The sequence below is a fragment of the uncultured Thermosynechococcus sp. genome (assembly GCF_937958135.1).
In the GTDB taxonomy this organism is placed as follows: Bacteria; Cyanobacteriota; Cyanobacteriia; order Thermosynechococcales; family Thermosynechococcaceae; genus Thermosynechococcus.
The window spans coordinates 36,527-56,069 of the sequence record NZ_CALGOG010000032.1 but is presented as its reverse complement, the minus strand read 5'-3'; the positions used below and the strand labels follow the sequence as shown (position 1 = coordinate 56,069).

Below are 19,543 nucleotides of genomic sequence, written 5' to 3'. Positions count from 1 at the left end.
CCCTCCTAGTCGCACACATGGCGAACGTAGGGTTCCTCACTCGGCAAAAAGGATTCAAAACTGGCCATTTGGGCAGCAATCAGATCGGGCGTAGCCTCGGCAATATCCCCCCGGCGATCGCTCAAGCGGCGGTGTAGTTCCTCTGGCGGCGCACTACAAAAATGGATTTCTAGGGGCACATGCAGTTTCTCTGCGAGAGCAATTACCGGTTGCCGCAGTGCCACGCGGTCGTACTTCGCATCCAAAATCACTGTCTGCCCCTGCGACAGCAACAACTCTGCATAGGCCAAGAGCTGGTCGTAGGTTTTTTGGGTCATGGCCTCAGAATAGAGATCGACTTCTGGAAAATCGCTGCTGCGACGATCAAGGGGTAAGCCCGCCAAGTGTTTGCGCACCGCATCCGAACGAATTTGAATCGCTTGCTCCGCCTGAGCCAGCCCCCGTCCTCTTGTACTTTTGCCCGCTCCTGAAAGACCACACATGACATAGAGCTTGGCTTGGCGCGGTTGGGTGTAGCGATAGGCCGCCTCATAATAGGCCGCAGCCGTGGCTTGAATCTGCGCCTTTTCAGCCTCGCTAATGGCAGGGTCGTTGAGTGCCAAGGCGTTCACATTGCCGCGAATATAGGCTCTCACACAGAGGTACAGAGGCAATAGCACCGCCCCCTCATAGTCACCGCTCCACTCCAAGTAGGTGTTCAGGAAAAGATTGGCTAAGTCAGGGCGCCCGCGGAACTCCAAATCCATGGCTAAAAAGGCAGCGTCATAGATGCCATCAATGTTGCGAAATTCTTCGTTGAACTCAATGCAGTCAAAAATTTGCACTTTGCCGTTGTAAAGGCAGATGTTGTTGAGGTGCAGATCACCATGGCATTCGCGAATTTTCCCGCCGGCTTGTCGTTGTACAAACCACTCTTGATGCCGAATCAAAAAGTCATCAGTAAAGGCCTGAATCGCTGCATACTGCTCTGGCGATTGACAGCGGCCGACAAACTGAGCGGCAAGCGCATGGCAATTCTGAATCACTTGGGCGATCGCTTGCGGGGAACCAAATTTACTAATATGGGGACCGGTGGCAGCGGTGCGGTGGAAGTGAGCCAATTCTTTGCCGAGGGATTCAATGAGCTGAGGGGTGACTTGGTTGGCCCCAAAGAGGTGAGAAAAGAGTTGCGATTGATCAAACTGCCGCATTTGCACGGCATAGTCCACAATTTCTGCCCCTGGGGGTAAGGCGTGAGGATCGGCGATGGAGTAGCGATCCCCCACCGCCACAATGGGCACCACCGCCAAGTACAGATCCGGTGCCAAGCGCCGATTGAGCCGCAACTCCTCCTGACAGTAAAATCGGCGCTTTTCGAGGGTTGTAAAGTTCAAAAAGCCAAAGTCCGCGGGCTTTTTCACCTTGTAGGCATAGTTCCCCGTAAGAAACACATAGGAAATATGCGTTTGCAGCAATTGAATCGGTGTGGTGACCGGATGGGGGTAAGCCGAAGGTGTTAATAGCGCTTCAACAAAGGCAGGCAAGGACATGGGTAGTGTGGCTTCCATTGGGCAACAATCATATTACTAGAGTCTATCCCCCCTCGCTAAATTGACGTTTTGGCAGTTCCTTTAGAGGATGGGGATACAACCCTCGTGGATCTGGCTATGGTGCGTCGTCCTGTTACATTACCGCAACTGCAACAGAAAAAACAGCAGGGAGAGCCGATTACCATGCTCACCGCTTGGGATTATCTGTGGGCACGGCTATTGGATGCCGCAGGGGTGGACATGATCCTTGTGGGGGATTCCTTGGGAATGGTTGCCCTTGGCTATCCCACCACGCTGCCGGTCACCCTTGAGCAGATGATTCACCATGCCCAAGCCGTGCGGCGGGGCGTTACCTACAGTTTCCTCGTGTGTGATCTGCCCTTTTTGAGCTACCAAGAAAGTGCAGAGCAAGCGCTGCGATCGGCGGGGCGTTTGGTTAAGGAAGCACAAGTCCAGGCCGTGAAAATGGAAGGCGCTTCCCCTGCGGTGTGTGCGGCCACACGGCGCTTAGTTGAAGTGGGCATCCCTGTTTTGGGTCATGTGGGTTTATTGCCCCAGCGGATACATCAATTGGGAGGGTGGCGGCAACAGGGCAACACGCCTCAGGGGGCGGAAGCAATTTTAGCCGATGCCCTTGCCCTTGCCGAGGCCGGCGCGTTTGCAGTGATTTTGGAGCACATCCCGGCGACTTTGGCGCAGCAGATTACGGCCAAACTGGACATTCCCACGATTGGGATTGGGGCTGGCTCCCACTGCGATGGTCAGGTGCTCGTGACCGCAGATATTTTGGGCTTGAGTCCGCAAGTTCCTCCCTTTGCCAAGGTGTATGCCGACTTGGGAACGCAGGCGATCGCGGCTGTTGAGAACTACTGCCAAGCGGTAAAATCCCGCCAGTTTCCCGCGGCTATACCCGCCAATGAGCACGGGGATTAAACGTGCGCAGCGATCGCAATTTTTCGTAGAGTTCTTTTTCTTGCGAACTCAGGAATTTGGGCGGCACAATTTGCACTTTGGCAAGAAGATCGCCCCTGCTCCCTAGCCGATTCGGCCACCCTTTGCCCCGCAGTCGCAGAGATTGACCCGATCGCGTCCCCGCAGGCACATTCACAACGACATTACCAGAAGGAGTAGGCACGGTTACCTGGGCACCCAAGGCGGCTTCATCGGGAGTAAGTGGCAAGTCAATGACTAGTTGGTCGTCCTCAAAGCGAAAGAGGGGATGGGGAGCCACCTGCACCGTCAGGTAGAGGTCGCCTCGCTGTTGCGTGTAGGGGTTGTACTGACCTCTGCCCCGCAGCCGCAACTTCGTCCCCGACCTCACGCCGGCAGGAATGGTAACTGTCATCTGTTCACCACCGATGTTGAGGCTCTTTTGACATCCCCGAAAGGCCTCTTCAAAGCTAATTTGCACTTCTAGTTCTGTATCGGTGACGCCAAATCCCGATGGATCAAACCCCACCGTGCTCCAAGTGCGGGTGCGTCCTGTGGTTGTGCCAGTGGCAAATCGCCCCAACAGCTCGTTAATAAAGTCTTCAAAGTTGGCAAATTGACTAAAATCAGCCCCAAAGTCACCTACATTCACATTAAAGCCACCGGCACCCGCCGCACTGGCCTGCTGCCAATATTGACCAAATTGATCGTACTTGCGCCGCTTTTCTGGATCCGAGAGCACTTCGTGGGCTTCATTAATTTCCTTAAAACGAGCTTCTGCCTCTTTATCGCCCGGATTTAAGTCGGGATGATACTTGCGGGCAAGGCGGCGAAAGGCCTGCCGAATTTCGGCATCCGTGGCATTTTTGCTGACCCCGAGGATTTGATAGTAATCTTTGAAGTCGGTACGCGCCATAGGAACATTTGCCTCTACATAGTCAAAAGATGAAGATCGGTGTCAGGGTTGGCAGCAAATTAGGGCAAAAAGCTCAGTGTTATTATAATTGAATCCCCTTATACTGTCTTGGCATGGCGACGTTTCTTCGTCCAGAACTGAGCAACCTCTGCACCTACGTCACCCCCCCCAGCGACTCCCTACCGCTAGAATTGGATTACCTCGATACCAATGAGTTGCCGTGGGATTTACCCCCTCGCCTGAAAGAAGACTTAGCTCAACAGTACATTCGGGATCTTGCCAGTCATCGCTATCCCGACGCTCACCATTGGCAGTTACGGCAGGCGATCGCCCGCTATGTCAGTGAACACAGCCCAACTGAAATTTCCCCACACCAAATTGCGGTTGGCAACGGCTCCGACGAGCTAATTCGCTCGATTTTGCTGGCCACTGCGATCGGGGGCTATGGTTCTATCTTAGTCGCTGAGCCAACATTTTCCATATACGGGATCCTCGCCCAAACCCTGGGGATTCCCGTCTATCGGGCACACCGCGATCCTGAGACGTTTGCTGTGCCCATTGCTGAGGTCAACACCCTCCTTGGGCAAGCTCATCCGCCGGTGCGCGTCCTCTTTATGCTGCAACCCAACTCCCCCACAGGCAACCCGCTCACCGCAGCGGAAGTGGACTGGCTACGACAGCTTCCTGAGGACATTTTAGTGGTCATTGATGAGGCCTATTTTGAGTTCTGCGGCAAGACGCTGGTGGGAGACTTAACAACCCATCCCAACTGGTTAATTCTGCGCACGTTTTCCAAGGCCTTTCGCCTAGCGGGTCATCGGGTGGGCTATGCCATTGCCAATGTTGATGTGATTGCGGTTTTAGAAAAAGTCCGTCTGCCCTATAACCTGCCCACCTTTTCCCAAGTAGCGGCGCGGGTTGCCCTTGACCATCGCCAAGAGCTATTGGCAGCAATTCCCACACTCCTAGCGGAGCGGGAGCGCCTTTATGAGCGGCTGCAAGCTTGCCCCCAACTGCGGGTCTGGCCCAGTGTGGCGAATTTCCTCTTTTTCCGCTTGCGAGAACCGGCACAGACGCAGCCTCTGTGGGAATTTTTGAAAAAACAGGGCACTTTGGTACGGGCGATCGCCGGCGGGATTCGAGTAACAATTGGCACGCCTGAAGAAAATCAACGATTTTGGCAACGTTTTGAGCAAGGATTGAGAGAAGTTCTCTAATTGCTTACCTCACCACTGGGCAACACAGTATCTCGTAGCGTAGCTTTTGTTAAGGGAGTGTGGACAAGCGTTGCGCCCCGCAGATTTGCCCAGCTAAGGTTGGCACGATTTAGCTCAACATTAACTAGCTCAGCATTCACGAGCTGAGCCTCAATAAGTTTAGCACAGGTCAGATTGACATTGATCAAAGTTGCATTCGTCAAATTGGCACCACTGAGATCAATTCCTGTGAGATCTAGGTTCTCCAGGGTCACTCCCTTTAAGTCCAAGCGACGGAAAGTTCGCTCCCCTTTGGCATACATATCCAACATTTGTTGGACTTTTCTCTGATTGAGCAATGCCGGGGCATAGCGCTCTAAAAAGCCGTGTTTATCGGAATTTTCGGGGGGGGGGGGGGGTAGGGTTGAATCATTCACAGTACCAGTTTTATTATTAATTTTGGCAAATAAATAATGTCCTTACTTCTTAAAAGGCTACCCAAATTTAAGCAGAAGCACTCACGTATCACTTAATTTTTTAGCTGCTTATTTTAACAGAGAGGACTAAACGATAGAACTCTCCTGAGCTTGCTTCCTATAAATGAAAAAGATTTCCGCCTAAAATAGGTAGGGTGCGACCCCCTGTTTTCCCGCCAATTGAATTGACGGAGTTTGGCAACAACATTGGGCGGACAGTGAAGGCATCTTGAAGCCGGTGAAGAAACCGGTTCTGTAAGCTTCTGGTTCCCTAAAGGAATAGAACTAAATTTGGGCGGCTCTAACCCTAGACCTTGCCACGAGCAGCAACCGTTTTTGGGACTCTTGTCCAAACCTCCTAAAGAAAGTGGCATACTGCTATAAATAGGGAACCAATAGGGAGATAACACCGTGGGACTGTTTGATCGCATCAGCCGCGTGGCTCGGAGCTGGCTTAACGCTGTGGTGGGTGCTGCTGAAGATCCCGAGAAAGTTCTCGAGCAGACCATGATTGAGATGCAGGACAATCTGGTAACCCTGCGGCAAGCCGTAGCTCAAGCGATCGCCTCCCAAAAACGGCTAGAGCAACAGTTCAATCAACATCAACAGCAGGCAATTGAGTGGGAACGCCGGGCTAAAATTGCACTCCAGCACGGAGATGAGCAGCTGGCTCTGGAGGCACTGAATCGCAAGAAAACAGCGCTGAATGCGGCAATGGCGCTGAAGGGACAACTGGAACAGTCTGTCACTCAAGTGGAAGCCCTGAAAAACCAAATGCAACAGCTAGAAAGCAAAATTGCCGAAGCCAAGACGCGCAAAGAGATGCTCGTGGCACGGGCGCGGGCAGCCAAGGCCTCAGAGCAACTACAACAAACCTTTAGTAGTATCAATGCCAATGCCCCCATGGCTGCCTTCGAGCGCATGGAAGAACGGGTTCAAGAACTCGAAGCCCGCTCCCAAGCAGTGGCTGAACTCAACAGTGACACCCTTGAAGCCAAGTTTGCCGCCCTTGAAGGGGGCAGTGTTGATGAGGATTTGGCGCGACTGAAGGCAGAACTGGCGAATCCGCAACTGTCACCCAGCAGTACCCCCGCCTACGATCCAGAGTTGGAAGCCCTGCGGCGGCAACTGGAGAAAAATTAATCATTTTCCATGGATTTGTTGCGATCGCTCCCTCTGGGGCTGTACCTAGAACAACCCATCACTTGGCTGCACCGCTTTGATCCGCGGGTAAAGCTGGCATGGCTGATGACCTTTCTGTTGGCCCCCATTTTAGCCGATGTCGCTTGGCGCTTAGGGTTAGTGGTGAGCTTAATTCTACTGACGCTTTTCGGGGGGATTCCCGCACGCGTGTGGCGGCGACAACTGCTGTGGCTTCTCCTGTTGGGCAGTTTAATTCTGGGGATTACCGCCTTGATGCCCGATGGACTAGCTGTGACCTATCAACCGCGCCGCCCTCTGGAAACAACAGTCCCGCCCACGAGTTATCGCTATCTCCTATGGCAATTTCATACCCAAGTGGGTCAGTTTCCCGTTCATCTGCAAGTCTCCCAGCGATCGCTGGATTTGGGGCTACGCCTGAGTACGCTCCTGTTTACCCTCCTCTACAGCACCCATCTGTTTTTGCTCACCACTGCCCCAGAGGAAGTCACCGCCGGCTTGGAAAACCTGATGCAGCCCCTAAAGCGCTTTAAGCTACCCGTGGCAGAAATTGCCCTGACGTTGACGCTGTCGCTGCGGTTTATTCCCTTAGTCTTGGAGGAGGTGCAAAATCTGAGCCGCTCCGTGCGAACCCGTGCCATCAATTGGCGATTGGTGGGCATTAAGGGCAGTATCAAGCTGTGGTTAACCCTAGCGGTACGGCTATTGGACAATTTGCTCCTGCGAGCCGAACAGGTGGCCTGCGCAATGCAAGTACGGGGTTTTCAAGAACCGGGCACCTACGACAATCCATGGCACCATTTGCGCCTGCAGCGACGGGATTGGCTAGCTCTAGGGGGGGTAGGACTATTTTGGCTGGTTCGGTTGGGTTGGTGGGGAGTAACGCACCATTGATCTTCCCCTGTCGGCCGTGGCTGTGGTGCTCTTTGCCGCTGCGGGGTCGCACCGGTCGCACTATTTTTCAGCAGTTATTTTTGGCGGAGCCAATAGCCGTCCTTTTGGAAAGTCCCGCCCCAGCCTCTACCCCCCAAGCGCGCTACTCCATTTGTGCGGGTTCCCCGCGGGGCGATCGCCAGTGGGCGCTGTCCTTAGGTCAAGTCCTGCCGACACTGCAACAGTTCCCCCGCTGTGAAGCAGTTCCTGAAGCGGTGAGCCATCTGCCCTTTACCGGCGGCTGGTTGGGCTGGCTGGGGTATGAGGTGGCGTGGGAAATTGAAGTCCTCCCCCCTCGCAAGCCTGACCCCCTCCCTTTCCCAGTGGCCTTTTGGTATGAACCGGCAGCCTTTGCCGTCCTCGATCATCAGGCAGATTGCCTCTATCTGGCAGCTTCGACCTCCAGTCAACTGGCGGCACTGCAACAAGCGCTTGCGGATCCCCCCCCTGAGCACTCTCTCTGCGTGCCCGATCGCCCCGGCCACATTGAACTCGCCGCCGGCTGGCAACCCGACACCTATCAAGCCGCCGTTCGGCAAATTCTCCGCCACATTCGTGCTGGGGATATTTTTCAGGCCAATTTGTCGGCACGCTTTTGTCATTACGGGCCTGTTGATCCTTGGCAACAATACCTGCGGCTACAGCAAATTAACCCCTCCCCCTTTGCCAGTTTTTGGCAGACCCCTTGGGGCTATATTGTCAGTTGCTCACCCGAACGCTTGGTGCAGGTGCAGGGAGACAGGGTGCAAACGCGACCCATTGCCGGTACCCGTCCGCGGGGCCAAACCCCGGCGGGCGATCGCGCCCACGCCGAGGAACTGCTCAGGAATACCAAGGAACAGGCAGAACACATCATGCTTGTGGATTTAGAGCGCAATGACTTGGGGCGGGTGTGCCAATGGGGCAGTGTGGTGGTGGATGAACTGCTCACGCTGGAGTACTACAGCCATGTGATTCACCTAGTGAGCAATGTGCGCGGCAAACTGCGAGCGGGGATGTCCCCTGTGGATGTGATTCGTGCCCTCTTTCCCGGCGGCACGATTACAGGCTGCCCCAAAGTGCGCTGTATGCAGATTTTGGCTGACTTAGAACCCTTTCCCCGCAACTTGTTTTACGGCTCCTGTGGCTACTGGGATCAGCGGGGGCATCTGGACTTGAATATCCTCATCCGCACTCTCTTGGTGGCTCGCGATCGCCAGACCACTTGGGGACAGGTGGGCGCCGGTATTGTCGCCGACAGCGATCCGCAGCGGGAGTGGCAAGAATCCCTGAGCAAAGCCCAAGCCCTGCTTTTGACCCTCGGGACGCCAGCACCCCAGCTTTCTAGACTCCCTTGATCAGCTACCCAATCACTACAGCAGTGGGAGCGGCAATCTCAGTCCCCTGCTCCCCTAGGGGCAGAGCAGCACCAAGGACGGTTGGGAAGCGAGAGGTAACCGTTTCGGCTGTGGGAAACTCATTCGCTGCTGTGAGGGTTTGACCGCTGGAAGTGATCAGCACTAAGGAATCGGGATGGCGACAATAGCGCTCAAAGCCTGCCTTGACCCAACTGACCCATTTCCCCTGAATGGCATAGGCAAGGCGACGGTATTTTCCCTGGGGAGCTGCAATATAGGCAATACCTGTGTCGCCAAAGTCGGCAAAACAGAGGGCATCCAGTGTTGGCACTACCCAGCCAGCCGCTAATTCCCCAAGGGCAACGGCAATATTGTGGCTGGCCGCGATGCCATCTCCTCCGTCATTTGACCCGTCTTGGGCAATCCGGTGGGCACAGGGGTAGCTTGCAAAGGCTGGAGCTGAACACTCATGCCAACCCCATAAATTTCAGGACAATCGGGATGTTGTAGGGTGGGCAGCAGGGGCAAAAATAAGGCGTGAGGCTCGCACAAATGCCGCGCCGCGAAACGACGGCAAAATCATGCTGAAGCCAAAGGAAATCACCTGCCCATCCCGCAATAAAATTCGATTTGGCTCAATGGCAGTGACCTCGGCGTTGGTGATGGTTTCAATGCTCCGTTTTTCAATTCAATTAAGTTCAATTAAGTCAAGGGTGAGTCAAGCGCTGTGGGCAAGCCGCCAATCCCCGCCCCCAGGACAACCACCCGCGCCATAGCTATATCCTCTGTGAATTTACTAACTAACCATATGGTAGTATAAGAAGATATAGTTGGCTATCGCTCCTCTGTGCCAAGGAGAAGCTGATTGCCCTTAATGAACCCCGTGGCCTTGTGGCAGCAGCCCTTGGGACTATACTGGAAGCAGCATGACCTGTTGGAAATCAATCGAATGAATAGTTGCGTCCTCTTTGCGGAAGTTATTCAAGCCCCGGAGCTACGCTATACCCAGGATACCCAGATGGCAGTGGCCACAATGGTGGTGCAGTTTCCCAGTCTGCGCAGTGAAGAGCCACCCATGAGTTTGCGGATAGTGGCCTGGGGCAATTTGGGACAAAAAATGCAGGCAGAATGCAAAGTGGGCGATCGCCTAATTCTTGAAGGGCGGCTGAAGATGAACACGATTGACCGCCCCGAAGGCTTCAAAGAAAAACGCGCCGAGTTGGTGGTGAGCCGTTTCTACACCGTTGAGGGGAATATTGTGGATCACCCTGCACAGCCGGCCCCAACTGCAACAGCTACTCCCGCCGTCACCGCACGTGTTACACCGACGGTGGCACCGCCACCCCCCGAAGCCGAGGAGATTAATTTGGATGAGGTGCCCTTCTAGGGAGACAGCCGAAATGTTTGAATTTGCCAGGGGTTGAGGGTTGCCGAGTCTAGATTCCCTGCCGCCGTTTCTAGGAGTGTTTGCTGCCCCTTGATATGCCATGGGATGAGCGTTGAGTGTAGTTCTAAAGTGCGCCCTTGGCCAGCCACTTCAGCCACCCGCAATTGCCACCCCTGTCCATCCTCTGCCTGTTTCAGGGCAAGGCATTGAATGCAGTCATCAGACCAATGGAGAAGCTGAGCGTGGGGCGGTAGCGTCCCTGAGGAATTGGCGGCAGCGATCGCGCCCCTGAGGGGAAGATTAAATTGAGTTGCTTGCTGCGGAACCTCTGCCTCTTGCCACGTGCCCCGGTGGGGAAAGACGCCATAGCTAAAGTGGTGGAGACGGCGATCGCTATTTGCATCCGGCCAGGTGGGCGATCGCAGGAGGGTCAATCGCAGCTGATTGGCTTGGGCATCCAGACCATGCTTGCAGTCGCTAAAAAGACTTACGCCGTACTCTGGGGTACTCAAATCCACCCACGTGAGAAAAGGCACCTCCCATTTGGCTTGCTCGTGGGCACTCAGGCGGGGATTGGGGAGGGTGGGTCGCACTGTGACGCCACCGGGAGTTTCGCAGGTGATCTGCTCGGCACAGATTGCCAAGGGAAAGGCTGCCTTGAGGAGAATATGTTCCTCCTGCCAGTCAATTGCCGTGTCAATGCGCAGCCAAGGGGTTTGGTACTGCAATACATACTCCTGCTGGATCCACGAGGACTGAAAGCGCCACCTCACCCGTAGTCGCTGCTCCAGTTGATGCCAGGTCACCCATTCAATGGCCTCTAGGGTTGCGCCCGGCAGTCGGTGCTGCTGGTAGTGGGGGTCAATGTTCCATGCATCCCAGTACTGCCCCTGATCGCGGAAAAATTGCAGTTGATTGCCGCGATCGCCCAAGCAGGGACGATGATTTAACTTGTCATAGAGGTTAGTGATTTCCCCCGTTGTGGGACTAATTTCAACGTGGAGATAGGTATTTTCCAAGACATAGCCCAGAGGTGGGGTCGGTAACGGGTCAGGCCGAGACTCTGGACAAAGCCACAGCAGTGTGTAGCCGATGCCCGGCACCTCAGGGGTAAGCAAGGTCAGGCAGCCTTGGGGTGGATTCAACTGGGCAGGCAGATTGTACTCTCCCTGCGGAGCATATACCCGCCAAGAGGACACATTTTGGGGTAGCTGCGCCAAGTCAATGGAGACAACGGCGGCGCGATCGCCGACCCCACCATTGAAAATGACCACAGGAATAGCCCCTGCCCCTGGCGGTTCGCCATAGTTTATTGATTTGCACAGCGCCCTTTGCGCTGTATCTAGGAGGGTTTCCGTTTTCGTCAAGAGTTCTTGCCATATCGGGTTGACCTCCGCATAGACCTCTGGAATCGAGGAGCCGGGGAGAATATCGTGAAACTGGTTAAAGAGGAGCTGCTGCCAACAGGTTTTAAGTTCTGCTGTCGGGTAAGCAAACGAAGTCGTGATTGCGGCAAGGGCACACCACCGTTCCGCCTGTTGCAGTTGCCGTTGGGCGCGATCGTGGGCAGCCTTTTGATCGCCATGACTGGTATAGCAACCGCGATGGAATTCTAAGTACAGCTCCCCTTGCCACTGTTGAGTCGGCGGGGTTTCTTGGCTTAACTGATCCAGATACTGCCGCACTGTAGTCCATTGCCACTGGGGGCCAATTCCTCCGAGGTGTTGCCACCGCCGCACCTGCTCCACCATCTCTGCTGTGGGGCCACCGCCATGATCTCCCACACCGGGCAGCCACAGACTGCGCTGCGATCCCGTTTGTTGCCACCACTCTTGGGCATAGGCCGCCATTTTCACGGGATCAATCCCCTCGCCAATGGGTGCCGACATCAGAGCATTCACCTCAGCACCCGCCACATCCCGCCAGACAAACCAACCGTAGGGAAAGCGCGTGGTATCATTCCAGCGCAATTTCTGGGTCACAAAGTAGCGAATCCCTCCCTGCGCCAAGAAACTGGGGAGCCGTTCCGGAAAGCCAAAGCTATCGGGCAACCAAGCAATGGCGCTAATCTCCCCAAAAACCTGCTGCACGTACTGCTGGCCATAGAGAATCTGCCGGGCAATAGACTCTCCGTCAATGAGATTGAGTTCAGGTTCCACCCAGAGACCCGCCGCTACGTCCCACCAACCCGCTGCCACTGCCTCCTGAATTTGTCTAAAAAGTTCCGGAGTGTGGGTCTGCAAATAGGCATAGAGGGCGGGGGTGGAATGGGTAAAAGTGAGTTCGGGATAGCGTTCCTTAAGCTGTAATACGGATCGAAAAGTGGACTGTGCTACTTGCCACGTTTCAGCGATCGGCCAGAGCCACGCCAAGTCCAGATGGGCATGGCCACACAGGTGGATTGTGAACTCCCGCAAAGGGGTGGCGATCGCCTGCATTCTCCCATGGATTTCTGCTAGCAGTGCATCCAAGAGGGGGCGCTGCCCTTGGCTCTCTAAAATTTTCTTGAGCAGGGGTTCAAGGGGGTGTGGGTTAAGCATCCCGCCAAAAAGCTCTAGAATGTTCAACTCGGTGGCAACAAAGTGGGGGTCAACTCCTGTTGGCGACTCAAACCGCAGGCGCGATCTCACCAGAGCACCGTCCTCATGGGCAGGACTGACCAAATGTAAAACCACCTCCCAGGTTTGACCAGGGATCACTGTCTCCGCCAGGCAAAGGCTCACAGACGAATCAAACAGGTCTCCCTGGTGTACCGCCTGACCATTCACATACACGATTGCCTGATCGGCCCACCAGGTGAGATCAAGGCGTAGGGATAAACCCGCCACACTATAGCCTTGAACCGTCGCTGGTGCGGTAATCCGCTGCCCCAACCAGAGGGAGTGCCGACCCTTGAGCCACGCCAGATGGCCTTTAGCATTCACAGCATAGGGAGCAGTCCCTGCGTCTTTGAGGGAGGGTGAGCTAAGGGGAAACCACCGGCGATGAATCTCAATAACTGCCAATGAATGCAAATAGTCACGAGATTTTTTGAGTAATTCTGCCAAGAGCATAAAATTTCGTTAATTTTCCTGCGATCGGCCTAGGCCAATTGCTATGCTAAAGGGGTGAGGAGGGGTTGTCATTCGTTTAACCAAACTGTCAAGAAAAATAAGCAAACTCTATTTCAGAGGAGCGACCTCATGGTAACCCGATTTGAGCCGTGGCGGGGGTTTTTGATCTCCTCAGTGGGTGGGATCCTGACGGCTCTTGCAATCGCCTCGGTGATGCTTGCCCAATCCCAGCGGCCCCGTGCCCCCGATCGCCCCGTCGAAACTGTTGTGGTGGATCCTCTCCAGAGTCCTTTCCCCTTCCCTTGGAAATGGATTGAGGACGGTCATGCTGCTGCCCTAAAGGCCAAGAAATCCCTCCGCTTTACTCAACAAACCCCCCAATATGTCTCCCCCGATGGCCGCTATGTGGCGCAGGCTACCCTCTATTTTACGGCCGATCCCGAAGCACACCGGCAACAATTGGTGAGCGTCCTTGAAATTCGCGATCGCCAGAGCGGCACCCAGCAGCGAATTGACAGCCTTAAGGAAATGCCGCGGGACTTTTTGGCAGAGGTACCCCAAGGTCAAGGGGTGATTGCTGTACTTGTTCCCGTCGGCTGGTCAGAAACGGGCAATCGTCTCTTGGTACGCCAGGTTGGCGGCCTGTTTGCCACCGACTTAATTAGCGATGGCGCGTGGATCTGGCAGGCCGGCGTGGGTCATGTGGCCACAGTTTATCCCACAGCCGATGAATACGACTTTGCCACTCTCCTAGGTTGGAGCACAACAGATCCGCAGCGAGTGCTCTTTCAAACCCGAACGATGGGAAACCCCAAAGCCACGATCTGGGCAGTGGATACTCAAGGGAGCACCCAATTAGCTCAGGGCGATCGCCCCCGTGTCTATGGCACCACCCTGCCCGCCACTGCCAATGCCCAGCGTTAACCTTAGCGATCGCCCCAAGGGGAGGCCAGCAACTCGCCAAGGTAGCGATCAATCCGGCCAATCATGACTCCGGGACATTCCAATTGTGGTGTCAGTCCCACCTCTGGAATCACCTCAAAGGCACGAATGGCCTCAGGATTTAGCTGTGCCAAGCGTTGCCCTACGGCCACAGGAGGGAGTTTGGCCTGCTCTCCCCAAACAATATAGGTCGGCACTGTCAGATGGGGCAAAAAGCGACTGAGATCGCAACAGAGATCGCCACGCACAAAGGCGAGTGCCGCAAATTCTGCCCCCGGCAACTGCGCCACGGCGGTATAGGTGGCAACCATTTCCGGGCTGATACGGCTAGGTCGGGCAAATTGTTGAGTGGCCATAAAGGACTGCACACTCAGGGAATTGGCCACCCCAAGGCGATAAAAGGCCATATCCACATAGGGCTGGCGGGCAATTTGGGCTAAGGGAGTCCGGCGGTAATCTTGCCCAAACTCACTCAACCCCGTTGGGCAAGTGAGAATGAGGCCACGGAAGCGTTGGGGATGGGCGATCGCCCCTTGGATGGCAAAGGCTGCTGTCAATGAGGACGTGATCACCACCGCCGGCTCCACCGTCAATCGGCCAAGGCACTCCAGCAAGTGCTCCACATAAGCCGCCACCGTATAGGGTTGATTGCGATGCTCAGAGGCTCCCCAACCGGGCAAATCTAAAGCAAAAAGGGGATACTCGGCTGCAAACGCCGGATAAACCGCCGACCACTCATAGCGGCTTGAGCCGCCGCCAAAGCCATGCCAAAAAAATAGGGGTGGGTAGGCAGGGTTCACGGAGCTGAAATCATTTGTAACGTAGGCCACCTCACCCATGGCCGTCGTCAGGGTGCGCGATCGCAGGCAATCAAACATTGGGATTTCCTAAAAAAAAGAAACCTGCTATGATAATAAATCGCGCTGAATTAAACGGGTAGCAAGGGGCTGCCCCCGCTGCAAGGAGTCTCGCCGTGACCAAGAGTACCGAAGGCGAAAAGCCTACCAGTGGCTTTAATCTAACCGAGTTTTTCCGCGAGACCAAGGAAGAACTCAGCAAAGTGGTGTGGCCCGATCGCCAGCGTCTGATTGGCGAATCGGCGGCAGTGATTCTCATTGTTTCCCTTTCGGCTGCTGTCATCTACCTAGTGGATGAACTCTTTCGTTGGCTGGCCACACTGATTTTCTAGACAGCCAAAAATTTCTACGAGTACGCGCCTATGGTGAGTGAATTTACTGATCATTCTGATCTGGGCGATCCCCTTGACGATACTGTTGAAGTGGCGGAAGGGGATCAAGTTGGCAAGGTCAAACGGTTTTGGTATGCCGTGCAAGTGGCCTCTGGCTGCGAAAAAAAAGTGAAAAGCACCATCGAGCAGCGGCTCCATGCGCTGGATGTAGCCGATCGCATCTTTCGCATTGAAATTCCCCAAACCCCGGTCATCAAAATCAAGAAAGATGGCTCGCGGCAGACCATTGAGGAAAAAGTTTTTCCCGGTTATGTTCTTGTGCAAGTGCGGGCACAGCAGTCTCCCGAAACGGGGGAATGGCAAATTGATGAGGAAGCTTGGCAGGTGATTAAAAACACCCCCAATGTGATTAACTTTGTCGGTGCTGAACAACGCCGCAGTACAGGCCGCGGACGCGGTCACGTTAAGCCCATGCCCCTGAGTCCGGCCGAAGTAGAGCGCATTTTCCGTAAAACACAAGAACAAGAACCCGTTCACCGCATTGATCTCAACACTGGTGATAAGATCAAGGTTCTCAGTGGTCCTTTTAAGGACTTTGAGGGAGAGGTGATTGAAGTCAGTGCTGAACGCAGCAAACTGAAAGCCCTACTCTCGATTTTTGGCCGCGAAACGCCGGTCGAACTCGAAGTCACTCAAGTGGAAAAAGTAGATTAGGACGCTAACTCACTATGGCGAAAAAGGTCGTCGCAGTTATCAAACTGGCCATTCAGGCGGGTAAAGCCAACCCTGCTCCCCCCATTGGCCCAGCCCTTGGTCAGCACGGTGTGAACATCATGATGTTCTGCAAAGAGTACAATGCTCGCACCGCCGATCAAGTGGGGATGGTGGTTCCCGTTGAAATCTCGGTCTATGAAGATCGCAGTTTCACCTTTGTTCTGAAAACCCCACCCGCTTCCGTGCTGATTAAAAAAGCCGCTGGCATTGAAAAAGGCTCCGGTGAACCCAACAAGAAAAAAGTGGGCAGCATCACCCGTGCCCAACTGCGGGAAATTGCGGAGAAAAAAATGCCGGATCTCAATGCCAATGATATTGAGGCGGCAATGCGGATTATCGAAGGCACGGCTCGCAATATGGGTGTGACCATTACCGACTAAAGCTTTCTAAGTGTGTTCCTGTGGAGTCCCTTGTTGTCTTGGGGGAGAAACTTCGTTTCGTTAGTACCCCGTGGAGGTAAATTCTCATGCGTAAACTCTCGCGACGACTGCGCGAACTCTATGCCAAGGTGGAGGATCGTCCCTACGCTCCCCTTGAGGCTATGCAACTACTTAAAGAAACGGCCACTGCTAAATTTCCTGAATCGGCAGAGGCTCACATCCGTTTGGGTATTGATCCCAAATATACAGACCAGCAATTGCGGACCACCGTGGCGCTGCCCAAAGGCACCGGTCAAACCATTCGCGTGGCAGTAATTGCCCGGGGCGAAAAAGTCACTGAGGCCACCGCTGCGGGTGCCGATGTGGTTGGCTCCGAGGAACTCATTGACGAGATCCAAAAGGGGCGGATGGACTTTGACTTGCTCATTGCCACTCCCGACATGATGCCCCAAGTAGCTAAGGTGGGGCGGATTCTTGGTCCGCGGGGGCTAATGCCTTCCCCCAAAGCCGGGACAGTGACCTTTGACCTGTCCCAGGCCATTCAGGAGTTCAAAGCGGGGAAAGTGGAATTCCGCGCTGATCGCAGCGGCATTGTCCATGTGCTCTTTGGCAAAGCCAGCTTCAGCGCCGAAGACTTGCTGGTGAATCTCAAAGCTCTCCAAGAGGCTATTGATCGCAACCGCCCAAGTGGGGCCAAGGGTCGCTATTGGCGCAGTGTCTATGTGGCTGCCACAATGGGGCCGAGCATTCAGGTGGACATCAATGCTCTGCGGGAGCTAAAACTGGCGGAAGCCGCTTAAGGAGGACTTGCCTATTGCCCAATGCCCGACAACTCAAGACGGAAACCGAAGACCGCAGGGGTCTGGCTCAGACATAATCTTCCTGCCGAGGTTTGCGAAGTCCATCCCTTAGGATTGGGCGATCGCCCCGGCACCGCTGCTGGGGTTTTTCTTTCACTGACTACAGGAGGTGATGTACGTGGGACGCACGCTAGCAAACAAAAAAGAAATTGTGGCGGAGCTCAAGGAACGCCTGAGGGAGTCACAAATGGCACTGGTGATTGACTACCAAGGTCTCACCGATGCTGAGATGAAGGATTTGCGGCAACGCTTGCGCAAGTGTAATGCCAGTTGCAAGGTTACGAAAAATACGCTGATGGAATTGGCGGTCAAAGACAGTGACACTTGGCAACCCATGACCCAATTCCTCAAAGGCGCCTCGGCCTTTCTCTTGCTCAAGGAGGATATTGGGGGCGCAATCAAGGCCTACCAAGAATTCCAAAAGGCCACGAAAAAAACCACCCTCCGCGGTGGGGTCATGGAGGGACGTGCCCTCGATGAAGCGCAAGTGAAGGCCATTGGTGATCTGCCCTCCAAAGAACAACTCATGGCGCAGATTGCCGGTGCCCTCAACGCCGTCACAGCGAAGATTGCCATTGGCATCAAGGAGGTTCCTGCTTCCTTGGCGCGGGCAATGCAGGCGATCGCCGACAAAGGTGCGGCATAGATCGATCCTGTTTTCGGTTTCCCTTGGGAAGCCACCTGTTCTTGTTGTCCAACTTTGAAACGATAGGAGTTTACGATGTCTGCTGCAACCGATGAAATTCTCGAAAAGTTGAAATCCTTGACCCTGCTGGAAGCTGCTGAGCTGGTCAAGCAAATTGAAGAGGCCTTTGGCGTCAGTGCGGCTGCCCCTGTCGGTGGCATGATGGTGGCCGCTCCCGTCGCCGGTGGTGCGGCGGCTGCTCCTGCAGAAGAAGTCGAAGAGAAGACCGCCTTCGATGTGATTCTCGAAGAAGTTCCCGCCGACAAGAAGATTGCCGTGCTGAAAGTGGTGCGCTCTTTGACCGGCTTGGGTCTCAAGGAAGCCAAGGAAGTGGTGGAATCCACACCCAAACCCGTGAAAGAAGGAGTCACCAAAGAAGACGCCGAAGCCGCCAAGAAAGAACTGGAGGAAGCCGGCGCCAAAGTCAGCATCAAGTAGTCCTTGGGGTTACTGTATTGAAAGGAGAGGGTGGTGTTTCAGCCACCCTTCTTATTTGCAGGTTATTTGCAGGATTAACATGACTGAGATTCGCGCCATTTATACCGATGGTGCCTGCGAAGGCAATCCAGGCCCTGGGGGCTGGGGTGTGGTCATTTACTTCGCCGATGGTTCTGTGCAGGAACTGGGGGGATATCACCCCGCAACCACGAATAATCGCATGGAATTGCAGGCGGCCATTGAAGGCCTCAAAGCATGGCGCCAACTGGCTCCAGAGAGGGCGATCGCCCTTTACACCGACAGTGAGTATGTCCTTAAGGGGATCACAGAATGGATCCAGAACTGGAAACGGCGGGGCTGGAAAACAACTGCCAACAAACCGGTTCTCAACCAAGACCTGTGGCAAGAATTAGATGCCCTCAACGATCCCCTAGTGCAGTGGCACCACGTGCGTGGCCATAGTGGCGATGTCGGCAATGAACGCTGCGATCTCATTGCCCGCCGTTTTAGCCGCGGTCAGCCAGTTGGGCTAAGAACGTGGCAACCACCGCCGGCGTAATGTCGCGGGTTTGTGCAAAGACAGCACTGGCTCCCGCTGCGCGCAGGCGATCGCCATACAGTTGACGATCCTCAGATTTCACATGGGGGGGGATAACCCCAAGGGCAATCCACGGTGTTGTTGCCTGGGCTTTGCGGGCATTGACAACGGTCTGCATATCCGCCACCGTATCCCCCACATAAAAGGCGGGAAAGGTCTCTTGATCTGTAACTTGGCGGTAGGCCAGCCACAGCCCCGTGGGGTCAGGTTTGCCGGGGGCATCTTCCATCGCCACTAAAAGGGGCTGATCCAGACCCAGGCGGTGTTTTAGGACATATTCTGCCGAGTCCCGCGTGGCACCGCTAACAAACCCGCAGCGGATTTTTGCCTGCTCCAGAGCCTGAAAATAGGCAGCATCCACCAACAGCGGCTCATCTTGAATATAGCCCGACCAATTTTGGCCGCTATAGCGCTCCTCAAAAAAGATCACCAGGTATTCGTAGTCTAAGGGCACTTGGAGGCGAGGTTTTCCTTGGCGTTCAAAGTAGCGATAGATGAGTTCACGGGATGCTTCCCAGTCGTTATTCCAGCAGCCTTCCGCCTTGAGGTCGTCAATTTCCTTTTGACTAGGACGATAGGCACCCCCTGTAAAATGCTCGACGGTATCCGCTAAGGCACGGCGATAGGAACGACTGACATCGCGAATTACCCCATCAATGTCAAAAAAAACACAGGCACAGGGGGGACTCACGGGTAGCTCTCCAGAAACTTGTGTGCAGTTGGCCTGATTCGTTATTATAAAAGATGGCCTTTGGTGAA

General features: G+C 54.6%; 22 protein-coding genes and 1 other annotated feature. Of the genes, 14 read left to right on the top strand and 8 right to left on the bottom strand.

Features of this window, described 5'->3' with window-relative positions; translation table 11 throughout:
* Positions 1 to 5 precede the first annotated feature (5 nt).
* Positions 6 to 1,529: a bifunctional aminoglycoside phosphotransferase/ATP-binding protein gene (locus tag Q0711_RS04520; protein ID WP_298613129.1), complete on the bottom strand. Its 1,524-nt coding sequence runs from the start codon at positions 1,527 to 1,529 to the stop codon at positions 6 to 8.
* A gap of 117 nt (positions 1,530 to 1,646) precedes the next feature.
* Between Q0711_RS04520 and panB the strand changes: the two genes are divergently transcribed.
* Positions 1,647 to 2,462, top strand: a complete 816-nt coding sequence (gene panB, locus Q0711_RS04515) for a 3-methyl-2-oxobutanoate hydroxymethyltransferase (protein WP_298613167.1) — start codon at positions 1,647 to 1,649, stop codon at positions 2,460 to 2,462.
* On the opposite strand, the gene Q0711_RS04510 is transcribed toward panB, so the two are convergent.
* Positions 2,434 to 3,375 carry a J domain-containing protein gene (locus Q0711_RS04510; protein WP_298613126.1) on the bottom strand — a complete coding sequence of 314 codons (942 nt, stop codon included), beginning with the start codon at positions 3,373 to 3,375 and terminating at the stop codon, positions 2,434 to 2,436. The genes panB and Q0711_RS04510 overlap by 29 nt on opposite strands.
* A 113-nt stretch (positions 3,376 to 3,488) precedes the next feature.
* On the opposite strand from Q0711_RS04510, the gene Q0711_RS04505 reads away from it, so the two are divergent.
* Positions 3,489 to 4,592, top strand: a complete 1,104-nt coding sequence (locus Q0711_RS04505) for a histidinol-phosphate transaminase (RefSeq protein ID WP_298613123.1) — start codon at positions 3,489 to 3,491, stop codon at positions 4,590 to 4,592.
* Here the strand turns inward: Q0711_RS04505 and Q0711_RS04500 are convergent.
* On the bottom strand, positions 4,589 to 5,008 hold the full coding sequence (locus Q0711_RS04500; RefSeq protein WP_299041764.1) for a pentapeptide repeat-containing protein: 420 nt from the start codon (positions 5,006 to 5,008) through the stop codon (positions 4,589 to 4,591). The genes Q0711_RS04505 and Q0711_RS04500 overlap by 4 nt on opposite strands.
* A gap of 450 nt (positions 5,009 to 5,458) precedes the next feature.
* Here Q0711_RS04500 and Q0711_RS04495 point away from each other — a divergent pair, with 450 nt between their 5' ends.
* Genes Q0711_RS04495 through Q0711_RS04485 form a run of 3 tightly spaced genes read left to right on the top strand, consistent with a single transcriptional unit; the run spans position 5,459 to position 8,478 of the window.
* Positions 5,459 to 6,190: a PspA/IM30 family protein gene (locus Q0711_RS04495; RefSeq protein ID WP_298613118.1), complete on the top strand. Its 732-nt coding sequence runs from the start codon at positions 5,459 to 5,461 to the stop codon at positions 6,188 to 6,190.
* Positions 6,191 to 6,199: 9 nt separating this feature from the next.
* Complete coding sequence (locus tag Q0711_RS04490; RefSeq protein WP_298613116.1) at positions 6,200 to 7,102, top strand: CbiQ family ECF transporter T component; 903 nt, start codon at positions 6,200 to 6,202, stop codon at positions 7,100 to 7,102.
* On the top strand, positions 7,099 to 8,478 hold the full coding sequence (locus Q0711_RS04485; protein ID WP_366142452.1) for an anthranilate synthase component I: 1,380 nt from the start codon (positions 7,099 to 7,101) through the stop codon (positions 8,476 to 8,478). Before Q0711_RS04490 ends, Q0711_RS04485 begins: the two co-directional genes overlap by 4 nt.
* 4 nt (positions 8,479 to 8,482) lie before the next feature.
* Here the strand turns inward: Q0711_RS04485 and Q0711_RS04480 are convergent, their stop codons facing one another.
* Together Q0711_RS04480 and Q0711_RS04475 are read right to left on the bottom strand one after the other, a co-directional pair.
* Entirely contained in the window at positions 8,483 to 8,809 is a 327-nt protein-coding gene (locus Q0711_RS04480; RefSeq protein ID WP_298613111.1) for a hypothetical protein, read from the bottom strand.
* Between the two features lie 14 nt (positions 8,810 to 8,823).
* A complete protein-coding gene (locus Q0711_RS04475) occupies positions 8,824 to 8,949 on the bottom strand; it encodes a hypothetical protein (RefSeq protein WP_298616962.1) in 126 nt (41 codons plus the stop codon).
* A 403-nt stretch (positions 8,950 to 9,352) separates the two neighbouring features.
* Here Q0711_RS04475 and Q0711_RS04470 point away from each other — a divergent pair, with 403 nt between their 5' ends.
* A complete protein-coding gene (locus tag Q0711_RS04470; RefSeq protein ID WP_298613164.1) occupies positions 9,353 to 9,865 on the top strand; it encodes a single-stranded DNA-binding protein in 513 nt (170 codons plus the stop codon).
* Here Q0711_RS04470 and Q0711_RS04465 read toward each other — a convergent pair.
* Positions 9,862 to 12,918, bottom strand: a complete 3,057-nt coding sequence (locus Q0711_RS04465) for a glycoside hydrolase family 38 C-terminal domain-containing protein (RefSeq protein ID WP_298616963.1) — start codon at positions 12,916 to 12,918, stop codon at positions 9,862 to 9,864. The two genes, Q0711_RS04470 and Q0711_RS04465, sit on opposite strands and share 4 nt — an antisense overlap.
* A 129-nt stretch (positions 12,919 to 13,047) precedes the next feature.
* Here Q0711_RS04465 and Q0711_RS04460 point away from each other — a divergent pair, with 129 nt between their 5' ends.
* Positions 13,048 to 13,842: a hypothetical protein gene (locus Q0711_RS04460; RefSeq protein WP_298613104.1), complete on the top strand. Its 795-nt coding sequence runs from the start codon at positions 13,048 to 13,050 to the stop codon at positions 13,840 to 13,842.
* A 2-nt stretch (positions 13,843 to 13,844) separates the two neighbouring features.
* Here Q0711_RS04460 and Q0711_RS04455 read toward each other — a convergent pair whose 3' ends face one another.
* On the bottom strand, positions 13,845 to 14,738 hold the full coding sequence (locus tag Q0711_RS04455; protein ID WP_298613101.1) for an alpha/beta hydrolase: 894 nt from the start codon (positions 14,736 to 14,738) through the stop codon (positions 13,845 to 13,847).
* 95 nt (positions 14,739 to 14,833) lie between these two features.
* On the opposite strand from Q0711_RS04455, the gene secE reads away from it, so the two are divergent.
* The 7 genes from secE (at position 14,834) to rnhA (ending at position 18,745) form a co-directional block, all read left to right on the top strand.
* Positions 14,834 to 15,049, top strand: coding sequence for a preprotein translocase subunit SecE (secE, locus tag Q0711_RS04450; protein ID WP_149817217.1), 216 nt, complete (start codon positions 14,834 to 14,836; stop codon positions 15,047 to 15,049).
* 30 nt (positions 15,050 to 15,079) lie between these two features.
* Positions 15,080 to 15,763, top strand: a complete 684-nt coding sequence (nusG, locus tag Q0711_RS04445; protein WP_298613098.1) for a transcription termination/antitermination protein NusG — start codon at positions 15,080 to 15,082, stop codon at positions 15,761 to 15,763.
* Between the two features lie 14 nt (positions 15,764 to 15,777).
* Positions 15,778 to 16,203: a 50S ribosomal protein L11 gene (gene rplK, locus Q0711_RS04440; protein WP_298613096.1), complete on the top strand. Its 426-nt coding sequence runs from the start codon at positions 15,778 to 15,780 to the stop codon at positions 16,201 to 16,203.
* 86 nt (positions 16,204 to 16,289) lie between these two features.
* Positions 16,290 to 17,003, top strand: a complete 714-nt coding sequence (gene rplA, locus Q0711_RS04435; RefSeq protein ID WP_298613094.1) for a 50S ribosomal protein L1 — start codon at positions 16,290 to 16,292, stop codon at positions 17,001 to 17,003.
* Between the two features lie 27 nt (positions 17,004 to 17,030).
* Positions 17,031 to 17,163, top strand: a sequence feature (ribosomal protein L10 leader region).
* A gap of 18 nt (positions 17,164 to 17,181) precedes the next feature.
* Positions 17,182 to 17,709, top strand: coding sequence for a 50S ribosomal protein L10 (gene rplJ, locus Q0711_RS04430; protein ID WP_298613092.1), 528 nt, complete (start codon positions 17,182 to 17,184; stop codon positions 17,707 to 17,709).
* Positions 17,710 to 17,784: 75 nt separating this feature from the next.
* Positions 17,785 to 18,186 carry a 50S ribosomal protein L7/L12 gene (rplL, locus tag Q0711_RS04425; protein WP_298613090.1) on the top strand — a complete coding sequence of 134 codons (402 nt, stop codon included), beginning with the start codon at positions 17,785 to 17,787 and terminating at the stop codon, positions 18,184 to 18,186.
* 79 nt (positions 18,187 to 18,265) lie between these two features.
* The gene (gene rnhA / locus Q0711_RS04420; protein ID WP_298613088.1) at positions 18,266 to 18,745 is read left to right on the top strand and encodes a ribonuclease HI; all 480 of its coding nucleotides are present in this window, start codon (positions 18,266 to 18,268) and stop codon (positions 18,743 to 18,745) included.
* On the opposite strand, the gene Q0711_RS04415 is transcribed toward rnhA, so the two are convergent.
* On the bottom strand, positions 18,693 to 19,475 hold the full coding sequence (locus Q0711_RS04415; protein WP_298613087.1) for a TIGR01548 family HAD-type hydrolase: 783 nt from the start codon (positions 19,473 to 19,475) through the stop codon (positions 18,693 to 18,695). The two genes, rnhA and Q0711_RS04415, sit on opposite strands and share 53 nt — an antisense overlap.
* Positions 19,476 to 19,543: the final 68 nt, after the last annotated feature.